This window comes from Comamonas sp. F1-6 (assembly GCF_039581415.1).
Lineage (GTDB): Bacteria > Pseudomonadota > Gammaproteobacteria > Burkholderiales > Burkholderiaceae_C > Comamonas > Comamonas thiooxydans.
Genome location: NZ_JBCPWN010000001.1, coordinates 383,558 through 406,255, shown reverse-complemented (window position 1 = coordinate 406,255; position 22,698 = coordinate 383,558). Strand labels below are relative to the sequence as shown.

The window sequence follows — 22,698 nt, the reverse complement described above, 5'->3', positions numbered from 1 at the left end:
CTATGTCCGAGCACACTCTGACCTCCCCCATGGCCCAACAGCCGCCACCGCTGAGCGCGGGCTCCTGGAAGAACTCGCTGCGCCTGCGACTGCTGGCGGGTGCCATGATCTGGGTGCTGGCTGCACTGCTGCTCACGGGCTGGGGCCTGCGCACGCTGTTTGCCGAGCACCTGACCCAGCAGTTGCGCAGCCAGCTGGTGGCCAAGCTCGACCGGCTCAGCGGCGCCGTCAACTACCAGCCGGATCAGTCCGTCCCGGTCACGGTCTCGCCCTTCTCCGGCGACCCCTTGCTGCAGCAGCCGCTGTCGGGCATGTACTGGCAGGTAGACCAGCTCGATGCGGCCGGCAAACAGACGGTTCAGGCCGGCATCCAGCGTTCGCGCTCGCTCTGGGACCAGACCCTGGACTGGCCTTTCTTCAAGGCCGACAAGGTCTGGGAGCCCACCCTGCCCCTGCACGCTCCCGCCAGCTACGGCCATATGTCAGACGGCAATGGCAACACCCTGGTGATCGTGACGCGTACCGTACAGCTGCCCGAGGCCGACGCCCCGCCGCTGCGCCTGATGATTGCCGCCGACGCGGCCATGCTGGCCACGCCGCTGCAGCGCTTTACCAAGATGCTGGTGGCCGCGCTGTGCATGCTGGCTGCGGGGCTGATCGCCGCCGTGGTCGTGCAGCTGCAGCTGGCACTGGCTCCGCTGGCCGCCCTGCGCCGTCAGCTGGCCGCCGTGAGCCAGGGCGAAGCTTCTGAAATCAGGGGCGAGCACCCGGCCGAAATCATGCCCCTGGTTCAGGAGTTCAACCATGTGCTGCGCATGAATGCCGAGATGGTGGAGCGAGCCCGCACCCAGGCTGGCAATCTGGCTCACGCAGTCAACACTCCGCTGAGCATCATGGGCAACGCGGCCGCGCAGCAGGACAGCCCGCTCGCGACCCTGGTGCGCGAGCAGGTCGCCAGTGCCAGCCGCCAGGTCGAATATCACCTGGCCCGCGCCCGCGCCGCCGCAGCAGCGGCGCAGCAAGGCCATGGCCTGCGCACCGCGCTGGCCGGACCGCTGCACTCCCTGGTCCACACCATGGACAAGCTGCATGCGGCGCGCTGCATACGCTTCGAGCTGCAGGGGGATGCCACCCAATGGGACTTCAAGGGCGACTCCCAGGACCTGATGGAGATGCTGGGCAATCTGCTGGACAACGCCGGCAAATGGGCCAGGTCGAAGGTCGTGCTGAAGGTGCAGCCTATAGCCGATGACAGCCAGCAACTGACGCTGTGCATAGACGACGACGGCCCGGGCATCGCCCCCGAGTTGCGCGAGCGCATCTTTGCGCGCGGCGAGCGGCTGGACGAACAGCGTCCCGGCGCCGGCCTGGGCCTGGATATCGTGCGTGATCTGGTTCAGACCTATGGCGGCAGCATCCAGGCTCTGCCGTCGCCGCTGGGCGGGCTGCGCATGCAGCTGCAACTGCCCGGCGCCAGGCACCAGGACTGAGGGCGATCAAAGACTGCGCAGCACCTGTGCGAGGGTATCGGCCTGGGGAAACAGCCAGTCGGCGAGCAGCCCCAGCGCCACGGCCGCGACCAAGGCGCCCAGCACGGGCTTCCAGCTGATGCGCAGCGCCGCCAGCAGCCAGCCTTCGCGCTCCACCACATACAGGGTTCGGGTCATCAGCAGCGCAAACGCCACCTCTACCGCCACGGTCAGGAACAGATCGGCACCGAACACCAGCCACACCAGCGAGCCCATGCCCGTGACCGCGATCAGCAGGGCCGCAAAAACCAGCAGCACCGGCACGAGCACCACGGCGCCTTCATCGAGTCCGTCCAGCCCCGACACATCCACATCGGGCAGCTCCAGGCCCGATGACGCAGGCGCGATATCAGGCACGGCTGCGCCATCGTCCCAGTGGCCGCCGGCACCGCCGCCGCCGTAGGAGCCTCCCTGCCCGCTTTCAAAGCCCGCAGCGTCGGCACTGCCCGACTTGCCGCCCAAGCCGGGACCATCGGAGGGCAGCTCGCCCCCGTCCCAGTCGCGGCGCAGCATGCAGCCCGCCCACAGACGCACCAGCAGCAGATAAAGCAGATAGCCGCAGGCCAGCGCCAGCCCATAGCGCAGCCCCATGCTGTGCACACCGGCATGCAGCAGACACAGGCTGATCAGGGACATGGCAGCCAGACTCAGGCCGCCGGTCAGAGCGGCATGCAGACGCAGCCAGTGGTGTTTTTGCAGGCGTCGCCGCATGTGCTGGTCGCGCCCCAGCTGCACCTTGGTCCAGGAGGCAGAGCGGCTGCGGGTCTGGCGGCTCATGTTGCGCGAGATGCGGGCGAGTCCAGAGACTCAGTGCTTGCCGGTAGAGCCGTAGCCGCCTTCGCCGCGCTCGCTGGCGTCGGCAAAGTCATCCACCAGATTGAACTGTGCCTGCACCACGGGCACGATGACCAGCTGGGCCAGACGGTCCATGGGCTGCAGCGTGAAGGCGGTCTGCGAACGGTTCCAGGCGCTGACCATGAGCTGGCCCTGGTAGTCGGAGTCGATCAGGCCGACCAGGTTGCCCAGCACGATGCCGTGCTTGTGGCCCATGCCCGAGCGCGGCAGGATGAGCGCCGCGTAATGGGGATCCTTGAGGTGCATGGCCATGCCGGTGGGAATCAGCTGCCACTGGCCGGGCTCCAGGGTCACGGGCGCGTCGATGCAGGCGCGCAGGTCCAGTCCGGCGCTGCCGGGGGTGGCATAGGCGGGCAGGTTGTCGCGCAGGCGCGCATCGAGAATCTTTACATCAACATTCATAAGGATCTGGCTAGTCTTGTCTGTCTTGAAACAAGGCCCGTGAACCGGGCCTTGCATCCATTGCGGCAGCTGCATGGCAGCGGCCAGCAGTTTTCCTGAAGGGCGCCATTGTGCCCGCTGCCGGGCAGGCGTCGGCGCTTGACGCCTGTCAGCGGCCTTGCAGGCGCTTGAGCACGCCGCCCACCAGCGACATCAGGCCCATGAGTGCGAGCAGCACGCCAAAGCCCTGGATGAACTGGGAGAGGATCACCCCGCCCACGATCAGCGCCAGCGAGCCCGGAGACACCCAGGGCTTGCGACCGTTCTGAGCCTTCTGCCCCTCGATCTCGCGCTCCATGGCCCTGAAGCGCTGCTGCGCCTCCTGCTTGGTCACGGCCGTATTGGGGCGCCGTGCAGCAGCCGTGCGCTGGGCCGGTTGAGCAGCCGCCGTGGTTCGCGCTCCCGGCACCTGCTGGGCCTGCTCGGCCATGTCGCGCGCCTTCTGCAAGGTGTTGCGCAGCTGGGACATGGGCGAGGCGGCCTGGGAGCCGGGCGTGACGACCGCGGTCTGAATCGCTCCGTCGATGCTGCGCAGCGTGCGGCGGTACTCGGGACTGGCTCGCATCAGCTGATCCACATAAGCCACATAGTCGCCATTGCGCGGGCCTTCATAGCTGGAGGGATTCATGTTCGGGCTCCTGGGATCACGGGTCAGGGACGCTTGGCGCTCAAGCGCTGCGCAATTTCATCGACCAGCTGGCGCGCCAGCACGTCCTTGCTGGCATGGGGCAGCTCCTTGGAGCCTTGATCGTCGATCAGCAGCAGTGCATTGTCGTCCTTGCCAAAGGTGGCGGGACCGATATTGCCGACCAGCAGCGGCACACTCTTGCGCAGCCGCTTGGCGCTGGCGTGTTTGAGCAGATCATGGCTTTCGGCCGCAAAGCCCACGCAATACAGCTTGCCGGACCGGGCCTGGTCGGACTGGGCCACACCGGCAAGAATGTCGGGGTTCTCGACAAAGTCCATGGCCGGCACATCGCCCGAGCCATCCTTCTTGATCTTCTGATCGGAAAACTCGGCCGGACGCCAGTCGGCAACGGCGGCCGTGGCAATGAAGATCGAGGCCCCCGCCACCAGGGACTGCACGGCAGTCTGCATCTGGCGCGCCGACTGCACGTCAACGCGGGTCACTCCGCGCGGCGTTGGCAGATGCACGGGGCCTGCCACCAGCGTGACCTGGGCGCCGGCCTCGTGCGCCGCACGGGCAATCGCGAAGCCCATCTTGCCGCTCGAAAGATTGGTGATGCCGCGTACCGGATCGATCGCTTCGAAGGTCGGGCCGGCCGTCACCAGCAGATGCTGGCCCTGCAGGCTCTTGGCCGTGAAGTGCGCCGCCAGCTCCTCCATGATTTCCTCGGGCTCGAGCATGCGGCCGTCGCCGGTCTCGCCGCAGGCCTGGCTGCCGTTGCCCACGCCCAGCACCTGGGCACCGTCGGCCTGCACCTGGGCCAGATTGCGCTGGGTCGCGGGGTGGGCCCACATCTCGCGGTTCATGGCCGGGGCCAGCAGCAGGGGGACGCTCTCCATGGGGCGGGCCAGGCACATCAGGCTGAGCAGCTCGTCCGAGCGGCCCTGCACCAGGCGCGCGATGAAGTCCGCGCTGCAGGGTGCGATGAGGATGGCATCGGCCTCACGGCTCAGATTGATGTGGGGCATGTTGTTGGGTTCGCGCACATCCCACTGGGAGGTGTAGACTGCGCGCCCAGAAAGCGCCTGCATGGTGACGGCCGTCATGAACTGCTCGGCCGCCTCCGTCATGACCACTTGCACCGTGGCACCGGCCTGGACCAGCAAGCGGCACAGCATGGCCGATTTGTAACAAGCCACGCCTCCGGAGAGACCCAGCACCAGATGTTTGCCTGCGAACACGTCATTCATGCTGCGCAATTTATCAGACCTGAGCGGCTTTGCTGCCGCACAAGCATCCCTGTACGCCACGCCGAAATTCGTGGCAAACCTATAATCCTGTTTTACCACCACCAAAAAAAGACATGACCAAGTTCGTCTTCGTCACCGGCGGTGTGGTGTCTTCCCTAGGTAAGGGAATCGCCTCAGCCTCCCTTGCTGCGATTTTGGAATCGCGCGGTCTCAAAGTCACCCTCATCAAGCTCGATCCCTATATCAACGTGGACCCGGGCACCATGTCGCCCTTCCAGCACGGCGAAGTGTTCGTGACCGATGACGGAGCCGAGACCGATCTGGACCTGGGCCACTATGAGCGTTTCATCGAAACGCGCATGCGTCAGAGCAACAACTTCACCACGGGCCGCATCTATCAGTCCGTGCTGGAAAAGGAACGCCGTGGCGACTATCTGGGCAAGACCGTGCAGGTCATCCCCCATGTCACCAACGAGATCCAGGAATACATCAAGCGCGGCGCGGGCCTTGGCACCGACCACGAAGTGGATGTGGCCATCTGCGAAGTCGGCGGCACCGTGGGCGATATCGAGTCCCTGCCCTTCCTGGAAGCTGCGCGTCAGCTGGCGCTCAAGCTCGGCCCCAACAACTCCGCCTTTGTGCACCTGACCTACCTGCCGTTCATCGAGACGGCCGGCGAGCTCAAGACCAAGCCCACCCAGCACACCGTGCAGAAGCTGCGCGAAATCGGCATCCAGCCCGATGCGCTGCTGTGCCGCGCCAAGCACCAGGTGCCCGAAGAGGAAAAGAGCAAGATCTCCCTCTTCACCAATGTGCCCGAGTGGGGTGTGATCTCCATGTGGGACGTGGACACCATCTACAAGGTGCCGCGCATGCTGCACGAGCAGGGTCTGGACGGCCTGATCTGCGACAAGCTGCGCCTGAACACGCCTCCCACCAATCTCAAGCGCTGGGACGACCTGGTCTATGAGACCGAGCATCCCCAGGGCGAAGTCAAGATTGCCATGGTGGGCAAGTACGTGGAGCTGTCCGACGCCTACAAGTCGGTCAACGAAGCACTCAAGCACGCCGGCATGCGCAACCATGTGCGCGTGAAGATCACGCATGTGGACTCGGAAACCATCCACGACGCGGATGCCACCAAGCTGCTCAAGGATTACGACGGCATTCTGGTGCCCGGCGGCTTCGGCTCGCGCGGTGTGGAAGGCAAGATCTCTACGGCCAAGTTTGCCCGCGAGAACAAGGTGCCCTACCTGGGCATCTGCCTGGGCATGCAGGTTGCCACCATCGAGTACGCCCGTCATGTGGCCGGTCTCGCAGGCGCCAACTCCACCGAGTTCGACCCCGCCACCCCCAATCCCGTGATCGCCCTGATCACCGAGTGGAAGGACGCGGACGGCACGATCAAGACCCGTGACGAGAACTCCGACCTGGGCGGCACCATGCGTCTGGGCGCACAGTCTTCCGACGTGCAAAAGGGCACGCTGGCGCACAGCATCTACGGCGACGTGGTGACCGAGCGTCACCGCCACCGCTATGAAGCCAACACCCAGTATCTGGACCAGCTGCGCGAAGCCGGCCTGGTGATCTCGGCCCTGACCCAGCGCGAACAACTGACCGAAATCGTCGAGCTGCCCGCCAAGGTTCACCCCTGGTACATCGGTGTGCAATTCCACCCCGAGTTCAAGTCCACCCCCTGGGATGGTCACCCGCTGTTCAACGCCTTCATCAAGGCGGCCATGGACAACAAGGCCCAGCCTGGCAAGAAGGCCTGATTCCCCTCCTCCGGAATCAATCCTTAAATAGGAGCTGCCAGCGCTTGAAATGCAATGACTTCAGCATCAAATGATATTGAAGTCTTTCAAAATAGAGCGCCAGCAGCTTCAGTTTTTGAAGCATGCACGGCGTGCAAAAAGGAACCCCCATGAAACTCTGCGGCTTTGATATTGGTCTGGACAAGCGCTTCTTTCTGATCGCCGGCCCTTGCGTGGTCGAATCCGAACAACTGCAGATGGACGTGGCCGGGCAACTCAAGGAAATCACTTCCTCGCTGGGCATCAACTTCATCTTCAAGAGCAGCTTCGACAAGGCCAACCGTTCCTCGGGCACCAGCTTTCGCGGCCCCGGCATGGAAAAAGGTCTGGAAATCCTTGCCAAGGTGAAGAAGGAGCTGAACGTGCCCATCCTCACCGATGTGCACACCGAAGCCGAAGTGCCTTATGTGGCGTCTGTCGTCGACATGCTGCAGACCCCCGCCTTCCTGTGCCGCCAGACGGACTTCATCCGCGCCGTGGCCCAGTCGGGCAAGCCCGTGAACATCAAGAAGGGCCAGTTCCTGGCCCCGCATGACATGAAGAATGTCATCGACAAGGCCCGTGCTGCGGCGGTGGAAGCGGGCCTGCCCGCAGACAGCTTCACGGCCTGCGAACGCGGCGCCAGCTTTGGCTACAACAACCTGGTCAGCGACATGCGCTCGCTGGCCATCATGCGCGAGACCGGCGCCCCTGTCGTGTTCGACGCCACCCACAGCGTGCAACTGCCCGGCGGCAACGGCACATCCAGCGGCGGCATGCGCGAGATGGTGCCCGTGCTCTCGCGTGCGGCCGTGGCCGTGGGCGTGGCAGGCCTGTTCATGGAAACCCATCCCGATCCCTGCAACGCCCTGTCGGACGGCCCCAATGCCGTGCCGCTCAAGCACATGAAGGCACTGCTGGAGACACTGGTGGCGCTGGACGATGTGACCAAGCGCAACGGCTTCCTGGAAGACCATTTCCAGGCCTGAGCATGCATACACAGCGCATCAGCAGCGACATGACGGCCTTGCTGCAGGCCTGCATGTCCATACGCCCCGGCCGCCCCAAGGCGGGCAGCGGCGTCTGAGCAGATGATGCCCCCCGGCATGACCGACACGATGAAGCGTGGCGTCATGCCTTTTTTGTATCCGCTTTTGTGTCCGAATGCTTGCACAGAAACGTCTTGCGCAAGAAATTCGACTGCTGCAACACGTCAAGGCAAAAGCGGCCCACCAAATTTGTGCACAATAGCCGCCGCAGCCTCTTCCATACTCGTCGCGTGCATGGCGCGCGCGCAGCATGTGGAGAAGAGTCGGCTTCACAATTTTGATAGCAGCTTGCGCCTGATGCACAAGCGCTTGGGCGTGATTTCATGAAAGAAGTCAGCCTGCACGTACCGATTTCAGAAACCCAAAGGAAATGCAATGAGTGCCATTGTTGACATCGTAGGCCGCGAAGTGCTGGACAGCCGCGGCAATCCCACCGTTGAGTGCGACGTGCTGCTGGAATCCGGCGTGATGGGCCGTGCCGCCGTGCCCTCGGGCGCGTCCACCGGCTCGCGCGAAGCCATTGAACTGCGTGACGGCGACAAGAGCCGTTACCTGGGCAAGGGCGTGCTCAAGGCTGTGGAGCACATCAACACCGAAATCTCCGAAGCCGTGCTGGGCCTGGACGCTTCCGAGCAGGCTTTCCTGGACAAGACCCTGATCGACCTGGACGGCACCGACAACAAGAGCCGCCTGGGCGCCAACGCCATGCTGGCCGTGTCCATGGCCGTGGCCCGCGCCGCAGCCGAAGAAGCCGGCCTGCCCCTGTACCGCTACTTCGGCGGCATGGGCGGCGTGCAGCTGCCCGTGCCCATGATGAACGTGATCAATGGCGGCGCCCACGCGAACAATTCGCTGGACCTGCAAGAGTTCATGATCATCCCCGTGGGTGCCCCCACCTTCCGTGAAGCCGTGCGCTGGGGTGCCGAAGTCTTCCACGCTCTGAAGGCCATCATCCACCACAATGGCATGTCCACCGCCGTGGGCGACGAAGGCGGTTTCGCACCTTCCGTGGAAAACCACGAAGCCGCGATCCAGCTGATCATCGAAGCCATCGAAAAGGCCGGCTACAAGCCCGGCGAGCAGATCGCCCTGGGCCTGGACTGCGCAGCATCCGAGTTCTACAAGGACGGCATGTACGTGCTGGCCGGCGAAGGCAATATGACACTGACTTCGACGCAGTGGACCGACATGCTGGCCGGCTGGTGCGACAAGTACCCCATCATCTCCATCGAAGACGGCATGCACGAAGGCGACTGGGATGGCTGGAAGATCCTGACCGAGCGCCTGGGCGCCAAGGTTCAGCTGGTGGGTGACGACCTGTTCGTGACCAACACCAAGATCCTCAAGGAAGGCATCGAAAAGCGCATCGCCAACTCGATCCTGATCAAGATCAACCAGATCGGCACCCTGACCGAGACCTTCGCCGCCATCGAAATGGCCAAGCGCGCCGGCTACACCGCCGTGATCTCGCACCGCTCTGGCGAAACCGAAGACAGCACCATTGCCGACATCGCCGTGGGCCTGAATGCTGGTCAAATCAAGACTGGCTCCATGAGCCGCTCCGACCGTATCGCCAAGTACAACCAGCTGCTGCGCATCGAGGAAGACCTGGGCGATGTCGCCGAGTACCCCGGCCGCGCTGCCTTCTACAACCTGCGCTAAAGTGCGCAGCTGAAGTAAGTGCCCGGCAACCGCTTTGCGGCCAGGGCGCTTACCCTTGATTCCACCAGGTTTTTTGTATGGTCAACCGCGTCGTCTGCGTCACATTGCTGGTCTTGCTGACCGCCATTCATGCCCAGCTCTGGCTGGGCAATGGCAGCATGGCCTATGTGCACGAGCTGCAGCAGCAAATCAAGGATCAATACGCGGCCAACGCCCTAGAAAAATCGGAAAACGACAGGCTGCAGTCCGAGGTCAACGACCTCAAGGACGGCCTGTCCACCGTGGAAGAAAAGGCCCGTTACGAGCTGGGCATGGTCAAACCCAATGAAATCTATATTCAGGTTTCCAGGCGCTGATCCGGCGCCCGCTCCGTCCCGAAGCCAGCCCCGCGCTGGCTTTGCTGTTCCTGCGCCCACGCTGGTGCTGCTGGGTGCGCCGCATGCACTGGCGCGCAGCATGGCGCATGGCTTGCTGCAGGCCCGTCTGGATGCGGGCCTGGCCGGCCCCTGGCAATGCATGGCCGCCGCGAGCGGCGATGAATGGCCGGCCGATGCCCTGGTCTATGTGCTGGGCCAGGACTGGCGCGATGCCGACCCGGACCCCGCCATCGCTCAGCAGATCAGCCAATGGCGCGCACTGCTGGAAGCACGCTCTCAGAGCTATGTGATGCTGTACGGCAGACCGTCTGCCCAATGGCAGCAACTGGCTGCCTCTCTGAAATTCATGGAACCGGCCGCAGACTGGGATTGGATTTCAAGCAAAAATCCCTGGAGTTCCAGTCAGAAAATACGCCGCAAAGCCTGCGAGCAATGCGGCGATCCCGAGTGCGAGCTGGCACTGTTCGAGGCCTTGAAAAGCGCACCCTGAGGCGCCTCGTGCCTTCTCCCCTATCTTTTCCGAGCTGGAAGACACCCGCGCTGCCCCGACCTGGGCTCTTGCAGGGTATCTCCACCGCCATCAGAGCTCCATCGCCGCGGGCAGACTGTTCAGTTATTGCACCGAGCTGGAGCTGGGCGGCTGCTTTTGCACTTCGGTGAACAGACGCGCCGCATCGATGGCGTCGAACTGGTATTGCTGGCCGCAGAAGTCGCAGCCCACCTCGATCTTGCCACGCTCGGCCACGATGGAATCCACCTCTTCCTCGCCCAGCGAGGTCAGCATGGCGGCCACCCGGTCACGGCTGCAGGTACAGGCGAAACGCGGGGCCTGCTCGTCGGCCTGAGGAGCGAAGCGCAGCAGCTTCTCCTCCCAGAACAGGCGCCGCAAAATGGTCTCCACATCCAGCGTCAACAGCTCTTGCTGCGTCAGGCTGGAGGCCAGCGTGGCAACACGGTTGTATTCCTCGTTCAGGCCCTGGGCATCATGCTCGGCCTCACCGCTTTCGGTGGCAGCGGCCAGATTCGCCTCACCCTTCACAGGCATGCGCTGCAGCATCAGACCGGCAGCGATCTGGTCATTGGCGGCCAGCACCATCACGGTGTCGAGCTGCTCGGACTGCATCATGTAGAACTGCAGCGCATCCGACAGGCGCTCGAAGCGGCCGCCAGCACCATCGTTGAGCGGCACCACGCCCTGATAGGGGTTCTGGCCGGGCTGGCGGTCCTTGGGGTCCAGCGTGACGGCGCAGCGGCCCGCGCCATGGGCATTGACCAGTTCTGCCAGCGGGGCCAACTGGCCGCGCAGGGGCAGATTGGCCTCTCCCACCAGTGTTGCCGTGGCACGCAGGCTCAGGTCCGACTGCACTTCGGCCACGGCCAGTTTGACCGGGCCGTCACCCATAACCTGGAATACCAGCGCGCCATTGAACTTGATGTTGGACTGCATGAGCACGCCAGCCGCCGTCATCTCGCCGAGCAAGGTGCTGACGGCCTCTGGGTAGGCGCCGGTATCCTTGTTGCCGGCACGGCGCTGCAGGATTTCCTGCCAGGAGTCAGTCAGGCGAACAATGGCACCACGCACGGGCAGGCCGTCAAAAATGAATTTATGCAGTTCAGACACGCTAATCGATTCCGGTAAAAAGCAGGGCCCTCAGCCCAGCTTGCGCAAGCCGCGCTTGAAGCGGCGAGCATTTTCAACATAGTTCCTGGCGCTCTGGCGCAGACCTTCGATCTGCTCGGGCGATAGCTCGCGCACGACCTTGGCGGGGCTGCCGAGGATCATGGAGCCGTCGGGAAATTCCTTGCCCTCGGTCACCAGCGAGCCTGCGCCCACCAGGCAGTTCCTGCCTATCCTGGCGCCATTGAGCACCACTGCACCGATGCCGATGAGCGAGCCATCGCCAATCGTGCAGCCATGCAGCATTACTTGGTGGCCAACCGTCACATTGCAACCCACCGTAAGCGGTTTGCCGAAATCGGCATGCAGCACGCTGGCATCCTGGATGTTGGAGCCCGCGCCGATGCTGATGTTTTCGGTATCCCCGCGGATGACCGTTCCAAACCAGACACTGGCGTCCTTGTCCAGCTTGACGCGGCCCATGACCTCGGCGCTGTCGGCCACCCAGGCGCTTTCGTCGATCTGCGGCGCAACGCCGTCGAGTTCGTAAATTGCCATCTGCTTGTCTCCCTGTGGGTTGCTTCTTTATAGAACCTAGAATTGTAGGGATGGAGTTACGTCATCGCGCGCTAGAGGTCTTGTGCCTTGCAGACCCAGAGAGAAAAGCTGCTGCAGCCATTGATCTGCATACACAAAAAGCTCTCTATTCGATAGCAGAAACAGCACCGACACTGCGCATCCCCGAATCCGAGCTTCCCGGCCGCCCGGCCCGGCCCGAGCTCAAGCACCACACGGCCGTGGCGCGCCGCTCGCCTGCCACCCTCGAAGGCCGGGCCGTGCTCATCCATGCCATTGCACATATAGAGTTCAATGCCATCAACCTCGCACTGGACGCCATCTGGCGCTTTGACGGCATGCCCGAGCAGTACTACCACGACTGGCTGCAGGTGGCTGCAGAGGAAGCCAAGCATTTCCGCCTGCTACGCGATCATCTGCGCCAGCATCATGGTCAGGACTATGGCGACCATCCGGCCCACCAGGGCCTGTGGACCATGTGCGAAAAAACGGCGGGCGACATCGTGGCCCGCATGGCCCTGGTACCCAGAACGCTGGAGGCGCGCGGCCTGGACGCCACGCCGCAGATCCAGAACAAGCTGCGTAACACCCACGCGACCGATGCGCTGGCGGCCTGTGACATTCTGGACATCATCCTGCGCGAGGAAGTGGGCCATGTGGCCATAGGCAACCACTGGTATCGCTGGCTGTGCGAGAAAAACGGTCTGGACCCCGAGTCGTTGTACCTGGAGCTGACAAAGCGCCATGAAGCGCCGCGCCTGCGCCCACCCTTCAATGAGAAGGCACGCCGTGCCGCAGGCTTCACCGCAACCGAGATCGCCTGGCTGCAACAGATCTAGGTATTTTTTTCTTGACTCGAATCAAGAACCACCGACAAGCGAGGCCCGCGAGCCGAAGTTGTTGGCACAAACGGACTGAACGCACGAAGCTGACACTATGATCGGCTCGTTCTTACAATAACCGGCACAGCCAACCATTTCCCACACAGACGTCATGCAGCAATGAGTGAACAAACCATAGAGGACCAGGCATTCGCCTCGCCGCGCAACCTGTCCAAAGGCATGATTGCACGCCAGCCCATCGTCAACGGGCTGCAGCAAATCATTGGTTACGAGCTGTTCAACCGCTCGCGCTCGCCTTATGGTCACACCATGGCCTCAGACGCGACGCTGATCTTTGCGGCCCTCACGCATGCTGGAGAGGAAGATCTGGTCGGCACCAAGCTCATGTTCGTGAATTGCACTCACGAAGGTCTGACCGGCGAGCACCTGGAGCTGCTGCCTGCCGACAAGGTGGTGCTGGAGATCCCCCCTCTGGGCCATGCTGCCGTGCATGAGGTGGCAGCCCGCCTGCCCACCTTGCTGGCACTCAAGGACCAGGGCTTTCATCTGGCCTTCAACCACACGGTACTGGAGTCTGTGTATTCGGCCTGGCTGCCGCTGGCCGACTACATCAAGTTAGACCTCTCCACGCTGGCACCGGACCAGCTTACGGTGCTGGTCAAGTTCGCCAACCGCCACACCCGCGCCGAGCTGATCGCCGAAAAAGTCGAAAGTGCCCATCAGCATGAGCTGGGGCAGCGCCTGGGCATAGAGCTTTTCCAGGGTTTCTGGTTTGCCCGTCCCACGGTGATGCAGACCCGCCTTCTGACCCCGACGCAGCAAAGCATCATCCAGTTGCTGACGCTGGTACGCGAGCAGGCCAGCACCGATGCGATCGAGGAAGTTCTCAAAAAGGACGCCGCCCTGGCCTTCAACCTGCTGCGCCTCATCAACTCGGCCAGCTTTGGCGCCCATCGCAAGATCACCTCTTTCAAGCAGGCCGTGATGCTGCTCGGCCTGAACAAGCTGTTTCGCTGGGCTGCCATGCTGCTGACAGCCGCCCGTGAAGGCGGCCCCCCGCCGGCCGTAGGCCAGACCGCCGTGATTCGCGGCCGTCTGATGGAGCTGCTGGCCAAGCACTCGCTAACGGACACCGATGCCGATCTGGCCTTTATCTGCGGCATGTTCTCCATGCTGGACCGCATGCTGGGCATGCCTTTGCCTGCAGCGCTGGCGCTGATTCCGGTGTCCGAATCGGTCTCTGCCGCGCTGCTGCATCATGAAGGCATTCTGGGCGAGCTGCTGATGCTCACCAAGGCCTGCGAGAGTCATGACCAGGAACAATTCGACCGCAGTGCCTGCAGCCTGGAGCTGGAGCACGGGGACATCAATCACGCTCATCTGCAGGCTTTGAGATGGACGGAGTGTCTGTCCGACTGACAGCGCTTTTGCCCCACACCCAAGCGATAACCGACATGGATACCTCTGACACAAACGCCTCTTCACCAACCGCCAGCCCCGTTGCAGACAGGGACGAGGCCAATATGGCCAGCATTGCGCGTCAGGCAATCGTCGATGAAAAGCGGGATGTGTATGGCTACGAGCTGTTTGACCGCTCGGTTGCACATAACGCACACACAGCAGCATCTGATGCGGCACTGCTGTTCAATGCACTGTCCTACGCCGGTGCCGAAGCCCTGGTGGGCAAAAAGACGGTTTTCATCAACTGCACCCATGACAGCCTGAGCGGCGGCCACCTGGAGCTGATTCACCCCGACCGTGTGGTACTGGAAGTGCCGGCCCTGCCCGCCGATGCCACGCAGGAAAACATCGAAGCCTGCCTGCCCACATTTGCGGCCCTGCGCCAGCGTGGCTTTCGCCTGGCTTTCGACCAGAACCTGCTGCGCCGCAACTATGCGTCATGGCTGCCCATGGCCTCCTTCGTCAAGCTGGACATGCAGAGCTTCGCGATCGAGCATGCCGAGAAGCTGGTGAAGTTTGCCCAGACCTACACACGCGCCCAGATCGTGGCCGAGAAGGTCGAAACAGCCGAGCAGTTCGAGCATATGCTGGGCCTGGGTGTGAAGCTGTTCCAGGGCTACTGGTTCGCCCAGCCCCAGCTCGTGCAGGCGCGCACCATCCGCCCCACGCAGACCACCATCATCCAGCTCATCAACCTGGTGCGCCAGCAGGCCAGCACGGAGGAGATCGAAGAGCTGCTTAAGAAGGACCCCACGCTGTCCTTCAACCTGCTGCGCTTCATCAACAGCTCGGGTTTCGGCCTGTCCTGCGAGATCACCTCCTTCCGCCATGCGGTGATGATTCTGGGCCTCAAGAAGCTGTTCCGCTGGGCGGCCCTGCTGCTGACCACCTCACGCGCCGGCGGCACACCGCCGGCTGTGGGCCAGACAGCCGTGGTGCGCGGCCGCCTGATGGAGCTGCTGACCGCCGAGCTGCTGCCGCCCGAGGAATGCGACCACGCTTTCGTCGTGGGCGTTTTCTCGCTGCTCGATGTGATGCTGAGCCAGCCCATGGCCAAGGCCCTGGAATCCGTAGCCCTGCCCCAGTCCGTGGTTGACGCACTGGTACACAACCAGGGCGTTTTTGCACCCTTCCTGGATCTGACGCGCGCCTGCGAGTCTGGCGACGAAGCGGCTTTTGCCCGCGCCGCCAATGCGCTGCAGCTGTCCAACCACCAGGTCAACTGGGCCCATCTGCAGGCACTGAGCTGGGCCGACAACCTGGCCAGCGAAGTGATCTGAACCAATCCGCTTCGCGACCAGTCAGTGCGCTTGCTGCGCACAACGAAAAAGGGCTTGCAGCCGATGTGACCGCAAGCCCTTTTTCATTCAAGAAAGTTCCGATCAGTTGGTCTGGATACCTGCAGCCTTGATGATCTGGGCGTTGGACCTGGACTCGACCTCGATCTGCTTGGCAAAGTCCGCTGCCTTGCCGCCGGTAGGCACATTGTCAGTGGCCTCCAGGCGCTGACGGATCTCGGGCAGCGCCAGCGCCTTGTTCACCTCGGCATTCAGGCGAGCCAGCACGGGGGCGGGCACACCCGCGGGAGCGAAGATGCCGAAGACCGATGTGGTGTTGGCGTTCTTGTAACCCAGCTCGGCCAGCGTGGGCACTTGAGGCAGCGAGTCCAGACGCGCCGGAGCTCCCACGGCCAGGGCCTTGAACTTGCCGGCCTTGATATGCTGCATCACGGCTGGGCCGGCATTCGTGGACAACACTTCGAACTGTGCACTCAGGCCGTCATTGAGCTGCTGGCCACCGCCCTTGTAAGGCACATGGGTGATCTGAACCTTGCCCTGATCGGCAATCTGCTCGAGCATGATGTGGCCCAGCGAGGCCAGACCGGCCGTGGCCCAGCGCACATCGCCGGGGTGGGCCTTGGCCTGGGTCATCAGCTCGGGAAAGCTCTTGGCTGCCAGACGGGTCGTTCCCAGCAGCAGCACGGGCGAATACATCACGCTGACCACGGGAACAATATCCTTGTGCGGATCGAACAGCGGCTTGCCCAGATGGGGGCTCAGCGTCAGCGGGCTGATGGACGAAAAGCCCAGCGTATAGCCATCGGGGTTGGACTTGGCGACCTGGTCCAGGCCAATCGCGCCACCCGCACCGGCCTTGTTGTCGATCACCACCGACTGACCCAGCGACTGTGACAGCTTTTCACCCAGTGCACGGGCCACCACATCGCTCACACCACCGGCAGGGTAGGACACCACCAGACGAATGGGACGGCTGGGCCAGCCAGCCGCGTCGGCTTTGTCGGCCGCCTGGACATTCAGGGACAAGGTGGCAGGCAGCACGGCTGCCAGGGCACAGGTCAGCATGCTGCGACGCAGAAAGTTAGTCATCACTCGAAATCCAAAAATCAAGACCTGCATTTTTGACCAAAGTGAATTCCCCGGTTGATTTGGACGACGATTCGTCAATTCACTGGACAGAAAACATCAAAATAAAACTTCAAACATTCAAATAGACCAACACTCCAACCGACCAACACCTTCATCGACATGTCGCAATGACGCCCGCAAGGCTTGCCGCTAGACTGCAGCAATCTCCACAAAGAAAGCGCCCCATGGCAGAAAAACAACCTCTATCACGTCGCTCCATCTTGCTGCGAAGCGGTGCTGCGGGCGCTGCACTGGGCGCCATGGCTCTGCCCGCCGCGGCCACACGCAAGGCCTCCCGCACCTGCGTGCTCGATGGCCTGCAGCCCGCAGTGCTCACCATCAGCGGCCCCGGTGTGCAGGCCAATCGCGGCAAGCCGCAGGCCGTGGCGGACCGCATGCTGATCATCCATGGCTATCTGTTTGATGCAGCCTGGTCCTGTGGCATGGATGCGCTCAACAGCCTGGAGCAGCAGACGCTCAGGACCACGCTGGAATACGACGAAGCCGAGCACAGCCTGCAAGGCCCGCTGCTGGAGCAGGTGCTGCAGGCCGCCGGCGTGGATGTAGGCCAGGCCATGGCGCGCGGCCTGCAACTGACTTTGCAGGGCATAGATGGCTATCGCAGCCAGATACCGCTGGCCCAGGCCGTGCGCTGGCGCATGCTGATTGCCACCCAGCTGGACGGCGTGCCGCTGGCAATGGGCGGCGTGGGCCCGCTCTGGGCCATTTTTGCAGCCCATCAGATTCCGGAGCTCGGCCAGTTGCCCGTCAAGCAGCGCTTTCCTGCCGCCGTCTGGGGGCTGTACCACCTGCAGCTTGGCAGCGCGACGACCTAGGTAGCGGCTCAGCCGCGCGGGTGATGCTCGGCATGCAGAGCTTTGAGCCGCTCGCGCGCCACATGGGTGTAGATGGTGGTGGTGGAGATATCGGCATGCCCCAGCAGCATCTGCACCACGCGAAGGTCGGCGCCATGGTTGAGCAGATGGGTGGCAAACGCATGGCGCAGCGTATGTGGCGACAGCGGCGAGTTCACACCTGCAATCTGCGCGCATTTCTTGACGATGACCCAGAACATCACGCGACTCATGCCCGCGCCGCGCTGGGTCACAAACACCTCCTCGGTCTGCTGCCCTCCCAGAATCGCCGCTCGCGCCTGCTGCAGATAGCGCTCCAGCCAGTGCTGCGCCTCCTGACCAAACGGCACCAGCCGCTCCTTGCGCCCCTTGCCCGTCACGCGCAGCACGCCCGAGCGCAGGTCCAGCTCATGCATGCGCACGCCCACCAGTTCGCTGACGCGCAGACCGCTGGCATACATCAGCTCCAACATGGCGCGATCGCGCAAGCCCAGCGGGCTGTCCACATCGGGCGCATCGAGCAGGGCCTCCACCTGCTCCTGGGTCAGGGTCTTGGGCATGCGCGGCGGCTGCTTGGCCGCCAGCATGCGCACCGTGGGGTCGGCAGCGATGCGCTTTTCACGCAGCGCCCAGTGAAAGTAGCGACGCAACACCGTCAGCCTGCGGTTCGAGGAGGTGGCCTTGGTGCCCTCCACACGGGCCGTGAAATAGCCCTGCAGATCGGCTTCCTGCGCAGCATCCAGCGCCTTGGGCGGCTGCAGCCGCGCCAGCCAGCGCGCAGCCGCTGTCAGGTCACGCCGATAGGCGGACAGGGTATTGCGCGAAAGCCCGTCCTCCAGCAGCAGGGCATCGATGAACTGATCGAGCGCATGCTGGCTCTGCGGCAAGGGCTGCGGCCAGTCATCGGGAATCTGCGGTTTGCGGGCTTTTTTAGGAGTGTCGGACATGGAGCTAGCGTACACGCTGGCGAGGATGCACCGAACTGAAATCAGCTCGGTGCACCATGGAGATCAGGGTCAGATACCGGCAATGGCAAATGCTGTGCCTGCTTCAGCTGATGCCGGCTGACGGGCCATCGAAAGCCTCGGCCAGGAACTGCGCAACCGCTCTCACCCTAGCCGTGCGCTGCAGATCGGGATGCATGACCTGCCAGACTTCGTAGTCGTTCGGACGTCGGCGTTGCGGCCAGATACGCACCAGGCCTTCGCGCTCCCCCATCCACAACGGCATTTCCCCAATCCCGATGCCTGCAGCAACCGCCTTGCGCACGAGGAGACTGGAGCGGACCGACATGGCAATCCTGGCCTGACGTGCCGGCACTCCGGCCATGCTCAGTAGCGGACTCTGCTCCAGATAAGGCCCGTATGCCACCAGATGGTGACCGCGCAACTCGTCTTCAGGGGCGGGCTCGCCAAAGCGAGCCAGATAACTCGTGCTTGCGAACAGCCCCACAGGCCACGAAGCCACACGGCGAACCACCAGCTCCGGGGTATCAGGCCTGACGTTGCGAAAAGCAATATCCGCCTGCCGACGACCGAGGCTCAGCAACTGGGTGGAGACTTCCAGATCCACGCGGATATTCGGCCAGTGCTGCTGCAAACGCTCCACAGCGGGAAGCAACAGGTCAATAGCGATGGAGTCGGTGCTTGTCACGCGCACCAGCCCACCGGGATTTTCATCCTGACCCTCGATCTTGGTGCGCAAGTCCAGGGCCGCACTCTCCATACGCTTTGCCGCAGCCAGTGCCACCTCGCCAGCGGCCGTGAGCAGGTATCCATCCTTGGCCCGCAAAAACAGCTTTGCCCCCAGCTCGGACTCCAGCGCATTCAGGCGTCGCCCGACCGTTGCCTGATCAATGCCCAGGCTGCGCGCTGCGGCGCGCAATGAGTGCGTGCGGCTCAGGGCGAGAAAGATGCGGGTATCGTCCCAGTTCATGGCTCATCAGTTGATGCAAATTTGCATCAATGTAGAGCGAAATCGCTGCATTGCAAACAAAGCTTTGCGTCGTAATCTTCAGCGCTCAAAGATATTTCGAGAACGACGCTATGCCCACCTTTTTGACAGACTCCATCCCCGCAGCAAAGCCCACCACCATGCAGGCCATCGTTTTTGACGATTTTGGCGAGCCCGAGGTGCTGGTGGCCCGCGAGCTGCCGGCTCCTGAGCTTCGCCCCCACGACTTGCTGGTACGCAACGCCTCCATCGGCGTCAATCGTGCCGACCTCTATCACCGCAAGGGCGCCTATGGCCGAGCTTCCTTTGGTGACGCAGACACCATGGGCCTGGAGATCGCCGGAACCGTGATCGACGCCGGTCCCTTGGTGCAGGGCTTCTCCGTGGGCGACCGGGTCATGGGCATCGTGGGCGGCGGCGCTTATGCCGAGATTTCGCGCATAGACCACCGCATGGCGATACATGTCCCCGGGAATCTGGACCTGGTGGATGCCGGTGCGATACCCGAGGTGTTCGTGACCGCACACGAGGCCCTGTTTCATCTGGCTGGCTTGCGCGCCGGCGAGTCGGTGCTGATCCATGCGGCAGCGGGTGGTGTCGGATCGGCCGCCGTTCAGCTTGCACATGCTGCCGGCGCCCGGGTTTTTGCGACGGCTAGCGGCGACAAGCGCGAAGCGGTTCTGGGTTTCGGAGCCGATGTCTTCATCGACTATCGCAGCGAGGACTTCCAAACCGTGGTGGCCCAGGCCACCGACGGCAAAGGCGTGGACATCGTGATCGATTTCGTCGGTGCCCCCTACCTGGAGCCCAATGTGCGATCGCTGGCCGTCGGCGGGCGCATGGTGATGGTGGGCCTGCTGGGCGGCTCCCAGGGCGCTGCATTGCCCATGGACCTGGTGCTGTACCGCCATCTGCGGATCTTCGGAACCGTGATGAAGTCACGCTCGCCCGAAGTCAAGCAGGCGATGGTCCAGCGCTTTGCCCAGCGATGGCTTGGTGCATTGGAGAGTGGAGCGATACGGCCCGTGATCGATAGCTCCTTCGCTTTGGCAGATGCTGCTGGGGCGCACAGACATATGGAGTCCGGGGTCAGCATCGGCAAGATTCTGTTGCTGCCTGGGCAGCGGAAAATAATATAAAAAAACAAAGCCCGAATCGCCTCAAAGGCAATTCGGGCTTGCGGTATCCGCTACTGTATCGGCAGCAGATCAGCTGCTTAGTCCAGTGTCAGCTTCTGCTTGGCCACGACCTGCTTGTAGGTTTCGAACTCTTCCTTCAGTTCCTTGGCGAATTCCTGAGGAGAGTTGCCCACCACCAGCGAGCCGGTGTCTTCGATGCGCTTCTTGACCGCGGGGTCCTGCAGCACCTTCTTCACTGCGGCATTGATCTTGTCGACCATGGCCTTGTCCATGCCCTTGGGGCCCAGAATGCCGTAGGAAGCCATGCGATTGACCTGGGGCAGACCCACTTCCTTGAAGGTGGGCACGTCAGGCAGCACGGCCAGACGCTGGGGAGCTGCCACGGCGATGGCCTTGAGGCGGTTGTCCTTGATGAAAGGCAGTGCCGAAGGCAGGTTGTCCAGAATCATGGGGATCTGGCCGGCAACCGCGTCGTTCAGGGCCGGGCCCGCGCCGCGATAAGGCACATGGGTCATCTGGATGCCGGTCAGCGACTTGTACAGCTCCATCAGCATGTGCTGGATGCCGCCCGTACCGGACGAGCCATAGGAGTACTTGCCGGGATTGGCCTTGAGTTCGGCCTCGAAAGCCTTGTAGTTAGCCGCGCCGGGGAACTTGGGGTTCACGGCGATCACATTGGGCGTGGCCGCAATATTGATGATGGGCGTGAAGTCCGTCAGCGGGTTGTAGGGAGTCTTGGGGTTGATGGCCGGATTGGTGGCCATGGTCGACAGCGTGGAAATGCCCAGGTTGTAGCCGTCGGGCTTCTGGCGCGCGGTTTCCTGCGCACCGATGACGCCGCCGCCACCGCCCTTGTTGTCCACCACCACGGACTGACCCAGTTCCTTGCTCAGCGGCTCGGCGATCACACGCGCAATGATGTCGGTCGTGCCGCCTGCGGCGAAGGGCACCAGCAGCTTGATGGGCTTGGTGGGGTAGTTGGCCTCAGCCAACACACCGGTCGAGAAACCTACAGTTGCCAGAGCCATTGTCAGGCCCACGCACATACGACGATTCATGAAGGGGTCTCCTTATGAGTTCTGAAATTAACGGCTGATGGTACGTGCCGCAAAAAACCCGACACATTCTTGTTAGCCCTGATTTCTCAGTAATTACCCTAGATTCACACCATTTCCTTGAAGCGCATCAAAGTTCAGCGCGAATGAGCCGAGCGACAGCAGTAAGTACTACTACATAGAAACTTGGCGACAGCTTTCTCTCAGCAAACCTATGACCGGCCCTATGCTTACAGGCCGTGAACTATCTAGAACTGCTTTTTCCCGATTTCGCGCTCATCGTGCTGGGCTATGTGCTGTGCCGTTTCACGCCCATCAACCGCAGCGTCTGGCAAGCCGTGGAGCAGCTCGTCTACTACCTGCTTTTTCCGGTGCTGCTGTTTCACTCCATCACGCGCAACCCGATCCAGTGGGGCGACGCCAGCCAATTGCTGGCTGCCGGTGTGCTGGGAGGCCTGCTGGGCATTGCGCTGACCTACAGCCTTCCGCACCTGCCGTTTCTGGGCCGGCGCATCGATGCACGCGGCTATGCGGGAGCAGCGCAAGTGGCGTTTCGCTTCAACTCCTTTATCGCGCTGGCACTGGTTTCGCGCCTGGCAGGGCCGGACGGGCTGCTCTATGTCTCGGTGCTGATCGGCGTATCCGTGCCGCTGTTCAATGTGGCCGCCGTCTGGCCCATGACGCGTGGCAGCGACCAGCATTTTGTCGGCCATCTGCTGCGCAATCCGCTGATCATCGCCACCGTCAGCGCCCTGCTGTTCAATGCCGCCGGACTGAAGATTCCGGCCCTGCTGGAAGCCCCCGTGGCACGCATCGGTGCGGCCTCGATCGCACTGGGCCTGATGGCCGCCGGCGCCGGCCTCAAGCTCAGTGCACTGGCCAGCAACAAGCTGCTGGCCAGCGAGTTGCTGCTGATACGCCATGCCATCCAGCCGCTGATCGCCTTTGCCATGGTTCAGCTGTTCCACCTCAACCAGCCGCAGGCGATTGCGCTGATGGCGTTCTCCAGCCTGCCTACTGCCTCGTCCTGCTATGTGCTGGCTGTGCGCATGGGCTATGAAGGCTCGTTTGTGGCCAGTCTGGTGTCGCTGTCCACGATGCTGGGCGTGCTCAGCCTGCCCTTCGGGCTCTGGCTGATCGGCATTTAAATTTAATAGCTTCTTGTACTTACTGGATAAGCGATAGAGGCC

22 protein-coding genes are annotated in these 22,698 nt (G+C 62.8%); 12 read left to right on the top strand and 10 right to left on the bottom strand.

Annotated features, from left to right (window positions below; all coding sequences use genetic code 11):
* The first annotated feature begins 2 nt into the window (after window positions 1-2).
* Window positions 3-1,490 (top strand): sensor histidine kinase, encoded by a 1,488-nt coding sequence (locus AAIL66_RS01880; protein ID WP_087865948.1) that lies wholly within the window; start codon window positions 3-5, stop codon window positions 1,488-1,490.
* Between the two features lie 6 nt (window positions 1,491-1,496).
* Here AAIL66_RS01880 and AAIL66_RS01875 read toward each other — a convergent pair whose 3' ends face one another.
* The 4 genes from AAIL66_RS01875 to coaBC all read right to left on the bottom strand — a co-directional run bounded on the left by AAIL66_RS01875 (window position 1,497) and on the right by coaBC (window position 4,703).
* Complete coding sequence (locus AAIL66_RS01875; protein ID WP_343495864.1) at window positions 1,497-2,306, bottom strand: hypothetical protein; 810 nt, start codon at window positions 2,304-2,306, stop codon at window positions 1,497-1,499.
* Between the two features lie 30 nt (window positions 2,307-2,336).
* On the bottom strand, window positions 2,337-2,786 hold the full coding sequence (gene dut / locus AAIL66_RS01870) for a dUTP diphosphatase (protein WP_003064513.1): 450 nt from the start codon (window positions 2,784-2,786) through the stop codon (window positions 2,337-2,339).
* A 148-nt stretch (window positions 2,787-2,934) separates the two neighbouring features.
* Window positions 2,935-3,453, bottom strand: coding sequence for a hypothetical protein (locus AAIL66_RS01865; protein ID WP_039049908.1), 519 nt, complete (start codon window positions 3,451-3,453; stop codon window positions 2,935-2,937).
* Window positions 3,454-3,476: 23 nt separating this feature from the next.
* Complete coding sequence (gene coaBC, locus AAIL66_RS01860; protein ID WP_034359938.1) at window positions 3,477-4,703, bottom strand: bifunctional phosphopantothenoylcysteine decarboxylase/phosphopantothenate--cysteine ligase CoaBC; 1,227 nt, start codon at window positions 4,701-4,703, stop codon at window positions 3,477-3,479.
* A gap of 113 nt (window positions 4,704-4,816) precedes the next feature.
* Between coaBC and AAIL66_RS01855 the strand changes: the two genes are divergently transcribed.
* The 5 genes from AAIL66_RS01855 to AAIL66_RS01835 all read left to right on the top strand — a co-directional run bounded on the left by AAIL66_RS01855 (window position 4,817) and on the right by AAIL66_RS01835 (window position 10,074).
* On the top strand, window positions 4,817-6,478 hold the full coding sequence (locus tag AAIL66_RS01855; RefSeq protein WP_034359936.1) for a CTP synthase: 1,662 nt from the start codon (window positions 4,817-4,819) through the stop codon (window positions 6,476-6,478).
* 149 nt (window positions 6,479-6,627) lie between these two features.
* A complete protein-coding gene (kdsA, locus tag AAIL66_RS01850; protein ID WP_343495863.1) occupies window positions 6,628-7,485 on the top strand; it encodes a 3-deoxy-8-phosphooctulonate synthase in 858 nt (285 codons plus the stop codon).
* 435 nt (window positions 7,486-7,920) lie between these two features.
* On the top strand, window positions 7,921-9,207 hold the full coding sequence (eno, locus tag AAIL66_RS01845) for a phosphopyruvate hydratase (RefSeq protein ID WP_003057720.1): 1,287 nt from the start codon (window positions 7,921-7,923) through the stop codon (window positions 9,205-9,207).
* Between the two features lie 77 nt (window positions 9,208-9,284).
* Window positions 9,285-9,563 (top strand): septum formation initiator family protein, encoded by a 279-nt coding sequence (locus AAIL66_RS01840; RefSeq protein WP_034389417.1) that lies wholly within the window; start codon window positions 9,285-9,287, stop codon window positions 9,561-9,563.
* Window positions 9,532-10,074: a hypothetical protein gene (locus AAIL66_RS01835; protein ID WP_343495862.1), complete on the top strand. Its 543-nt coding sequence runs from the start codon at window positions 9,532-9,534 to the stop codon at window positions 10,072-10,074. Before AAIL66_RS01840 ends, AAIL66_RS01835 begins: the two co-directional genes overlap by 32 nt.
* 123 nt (window positions 10,075-10,197) lie before the next feature.
* Here AAIL66_RS01835 and AAIL66_RS01830 read toward each other — a convergent pair whose 3' ends face one another.
* Both AAIL66_RS01830 and AAIL66_RS01825 read right to left on the bottom strand, forming a co-directional pair.
* Window positions 10,198-11,205 carry an Hsp33 family molecular chaperone HslO gene (locus tag AAIL66_RS01830; protein ID WP_003076386.1) on the bottom strand — a complete coding sequence of 336 codons (1,008 nt, stop codon included), beginning with the start codon at window positions 11,203-11,205 and terminating at the stop codon, window positions 10,198-10,200.
* Between the two features lie 30 nt (window positions 11,206-11,235).
* On the bottom strand, window positions 11,236-11,760 hold the full coding sequence (locus AAIL66_RS01825; RefSeq protein ID WP_003064497.1) for a gamma carbonic anhydrase family protein: 525 nt from the start codon (window positions 11,758-11,760) through the stop codon (window positions 11,236-11,238).
* Between the two features lie 50 nt (window positions 11,761-11,810).
* On the opposite strand from AAIL66_RS01825, the gene AAIL66_RS01820 reads away from it, so the two are divergent.
* The 3 genes from AAIL66_RS01820 to AAIL66_RS01810 all read left to right on the top strand — a co-directional run bounded on the left by AAIL66_RS01820 (window position 11,811) and on the right by AAIL66_RS01810 (window position 15,361).
* Window positions 11,811-12,617, top strand: a complete 807-nt coding sequence (locus AAIL66_RS01820) for a ferritin-like domain-containing protein (protein WP_034359934.1) — start codon at window positions 11,811-11,813, stop codon at window positions 12,615-12,617.
* A gap of 162 nt (window positions 12,618-12,779) precedes the next feature.
* Entirely contained in the window at window positions 12,780-14,039 is a 1,260-nt protein-coding gene (locus AAIL66_RS01815; RefSeq protein WP_003064492.1) for an HDOD domain-containing protein, read from the top strand.
* Window positions 14,040-14,074: 35 nt separating this feature from the next.
* Window positions 14,075-15,361 (top strand): HDOD domain-containing protein, encoded by a 1,287-nt coding sequence (locus AAIL66_RS01810; RefSeq protein WP_034359932.1) that lies wholly within the window; start codon window positions 14,075-14,077, stop codon window positions 15,359-15,361.
* A gap of 102 nt (window positions 15,362-15,463) precedes the next feature.
* Here the strand turns inward: AAIL66_RS01810 and AAIL66_RS01805 are convergent, their stop codons facing one another.
* On the bottom strand, window positions 15,464-16,468 hold the full coding sequence (locus AAIL66_RS01805) for a tripartite tricarboxylate transporter substrate binding protein (protein WP_034408734.1): 1,005 nt from the start codon (window positions 16,466-16,468) through the stop codon (window positions 15,464-15,466).
* 224 nt (window positions 16,469-16,692) lie between these two features.
* Here AAIL66_RS01805 and AAIL66_RS01800 point away from each other — a divergent pair, with 224 nt between their 5' ends.
* Complete coding sequence (locus tag AAIL66_RS01800) at window positions 16,693-17,343, top strand: molybdopterin-dependent oxidoreductase (protein WP_034389416.1); 651 nt, start codon at window positions 16,693-16,695, stop codon at window positions 17,341-17,343.
* A gap of 8 nt (window positions 17,344-17,351) precedes the next feature.
* Here AAIL66_RS01800 and xerD read toward each other — a convergent pair whose 3' ends face one another.
* Both xerD and AAIL66_RS01790 read right to left on the bottom strand, forming a co-directional pair.
* Window positions 17,352-18,308 (bottom strand): site-specific tyrosine recombinase XerD, encoded by a 957-nt coding sequence (xerD, locus tag AAIL66_RS01795; RefSeq protein WP_045838299.1) that lies wholly within the window; start codon window positions 18,306-18,308, stop codon window positions 17,352-17,354.
* A 103-nt stretch (window positions 18,309-18,411) separates the two neighbouring features.
* Complete coding sequence (locus AAIL66_RS01790; RefSeq protein WP_034359927.1) at window positions 18,412-19,296, bottom strand: LysR family transcriptional regulator; 885 nt, start codon at window positions 19,294-19,296, stop codon at window positions 18,412-18,414.
* A gap of 110 nt (window positions 19,297-19,406) precedes the next feature.
* Between AAIL66_RS01790 and AAIL66_RS01785 the strand changes: the two genes are divergently transcribed.
* Window positions 19,407-20,453 (top strand): NAD(P)H-quinone oxidoreductase, encoded by a 1,047-nt coding sequence (locus tag AAIL66_RS01785; protein WP_343495861.1) that lies wholly within the window; start codon window positions 19,407-19,409, stop codon window positions 20,451-20,453.
* A 77-nt stretch (window positions 20,454-20,530) separates the two neighbouring features.
* On the opposite strand, the gene AAIL66_RS01780 is transcribed toward AAIL66_RS01785, so the two are convergent.
* Window positions 20,531-21,511 carry a tripartite tricarboxylate transporter substrate binding protein BugE gene (locus AAIL66_RS01780; RefSeq protein ID WP_034359925.1) on the bottom strand — a complete coding sequence of 327 codons (981 nt, stop codon included), beginning with the start codon at window positions 21,509-21,511 and terminating at the stop codon, window positions 20,531-20,533.
* Between the two features lie 236 nt (window positions 21,512-21,747).
* Here AAIL66_RS01780 and AAIL66_RS01775 point away from each other — a divergent pair, with 236 nt between their 5' ends.
* A complete protein-coding gene (locus AAIL66_RS01775; RefSeq protein WP_063661494.1) occupies window positions 21,748-22,656 on the top strand; it encodes an AEC family transporter in 909 nt (302 codons plus the stop codon).
* The last annotated feature ends 42 nt before the right edge of the window (window positions 22,657-22,698 follow it).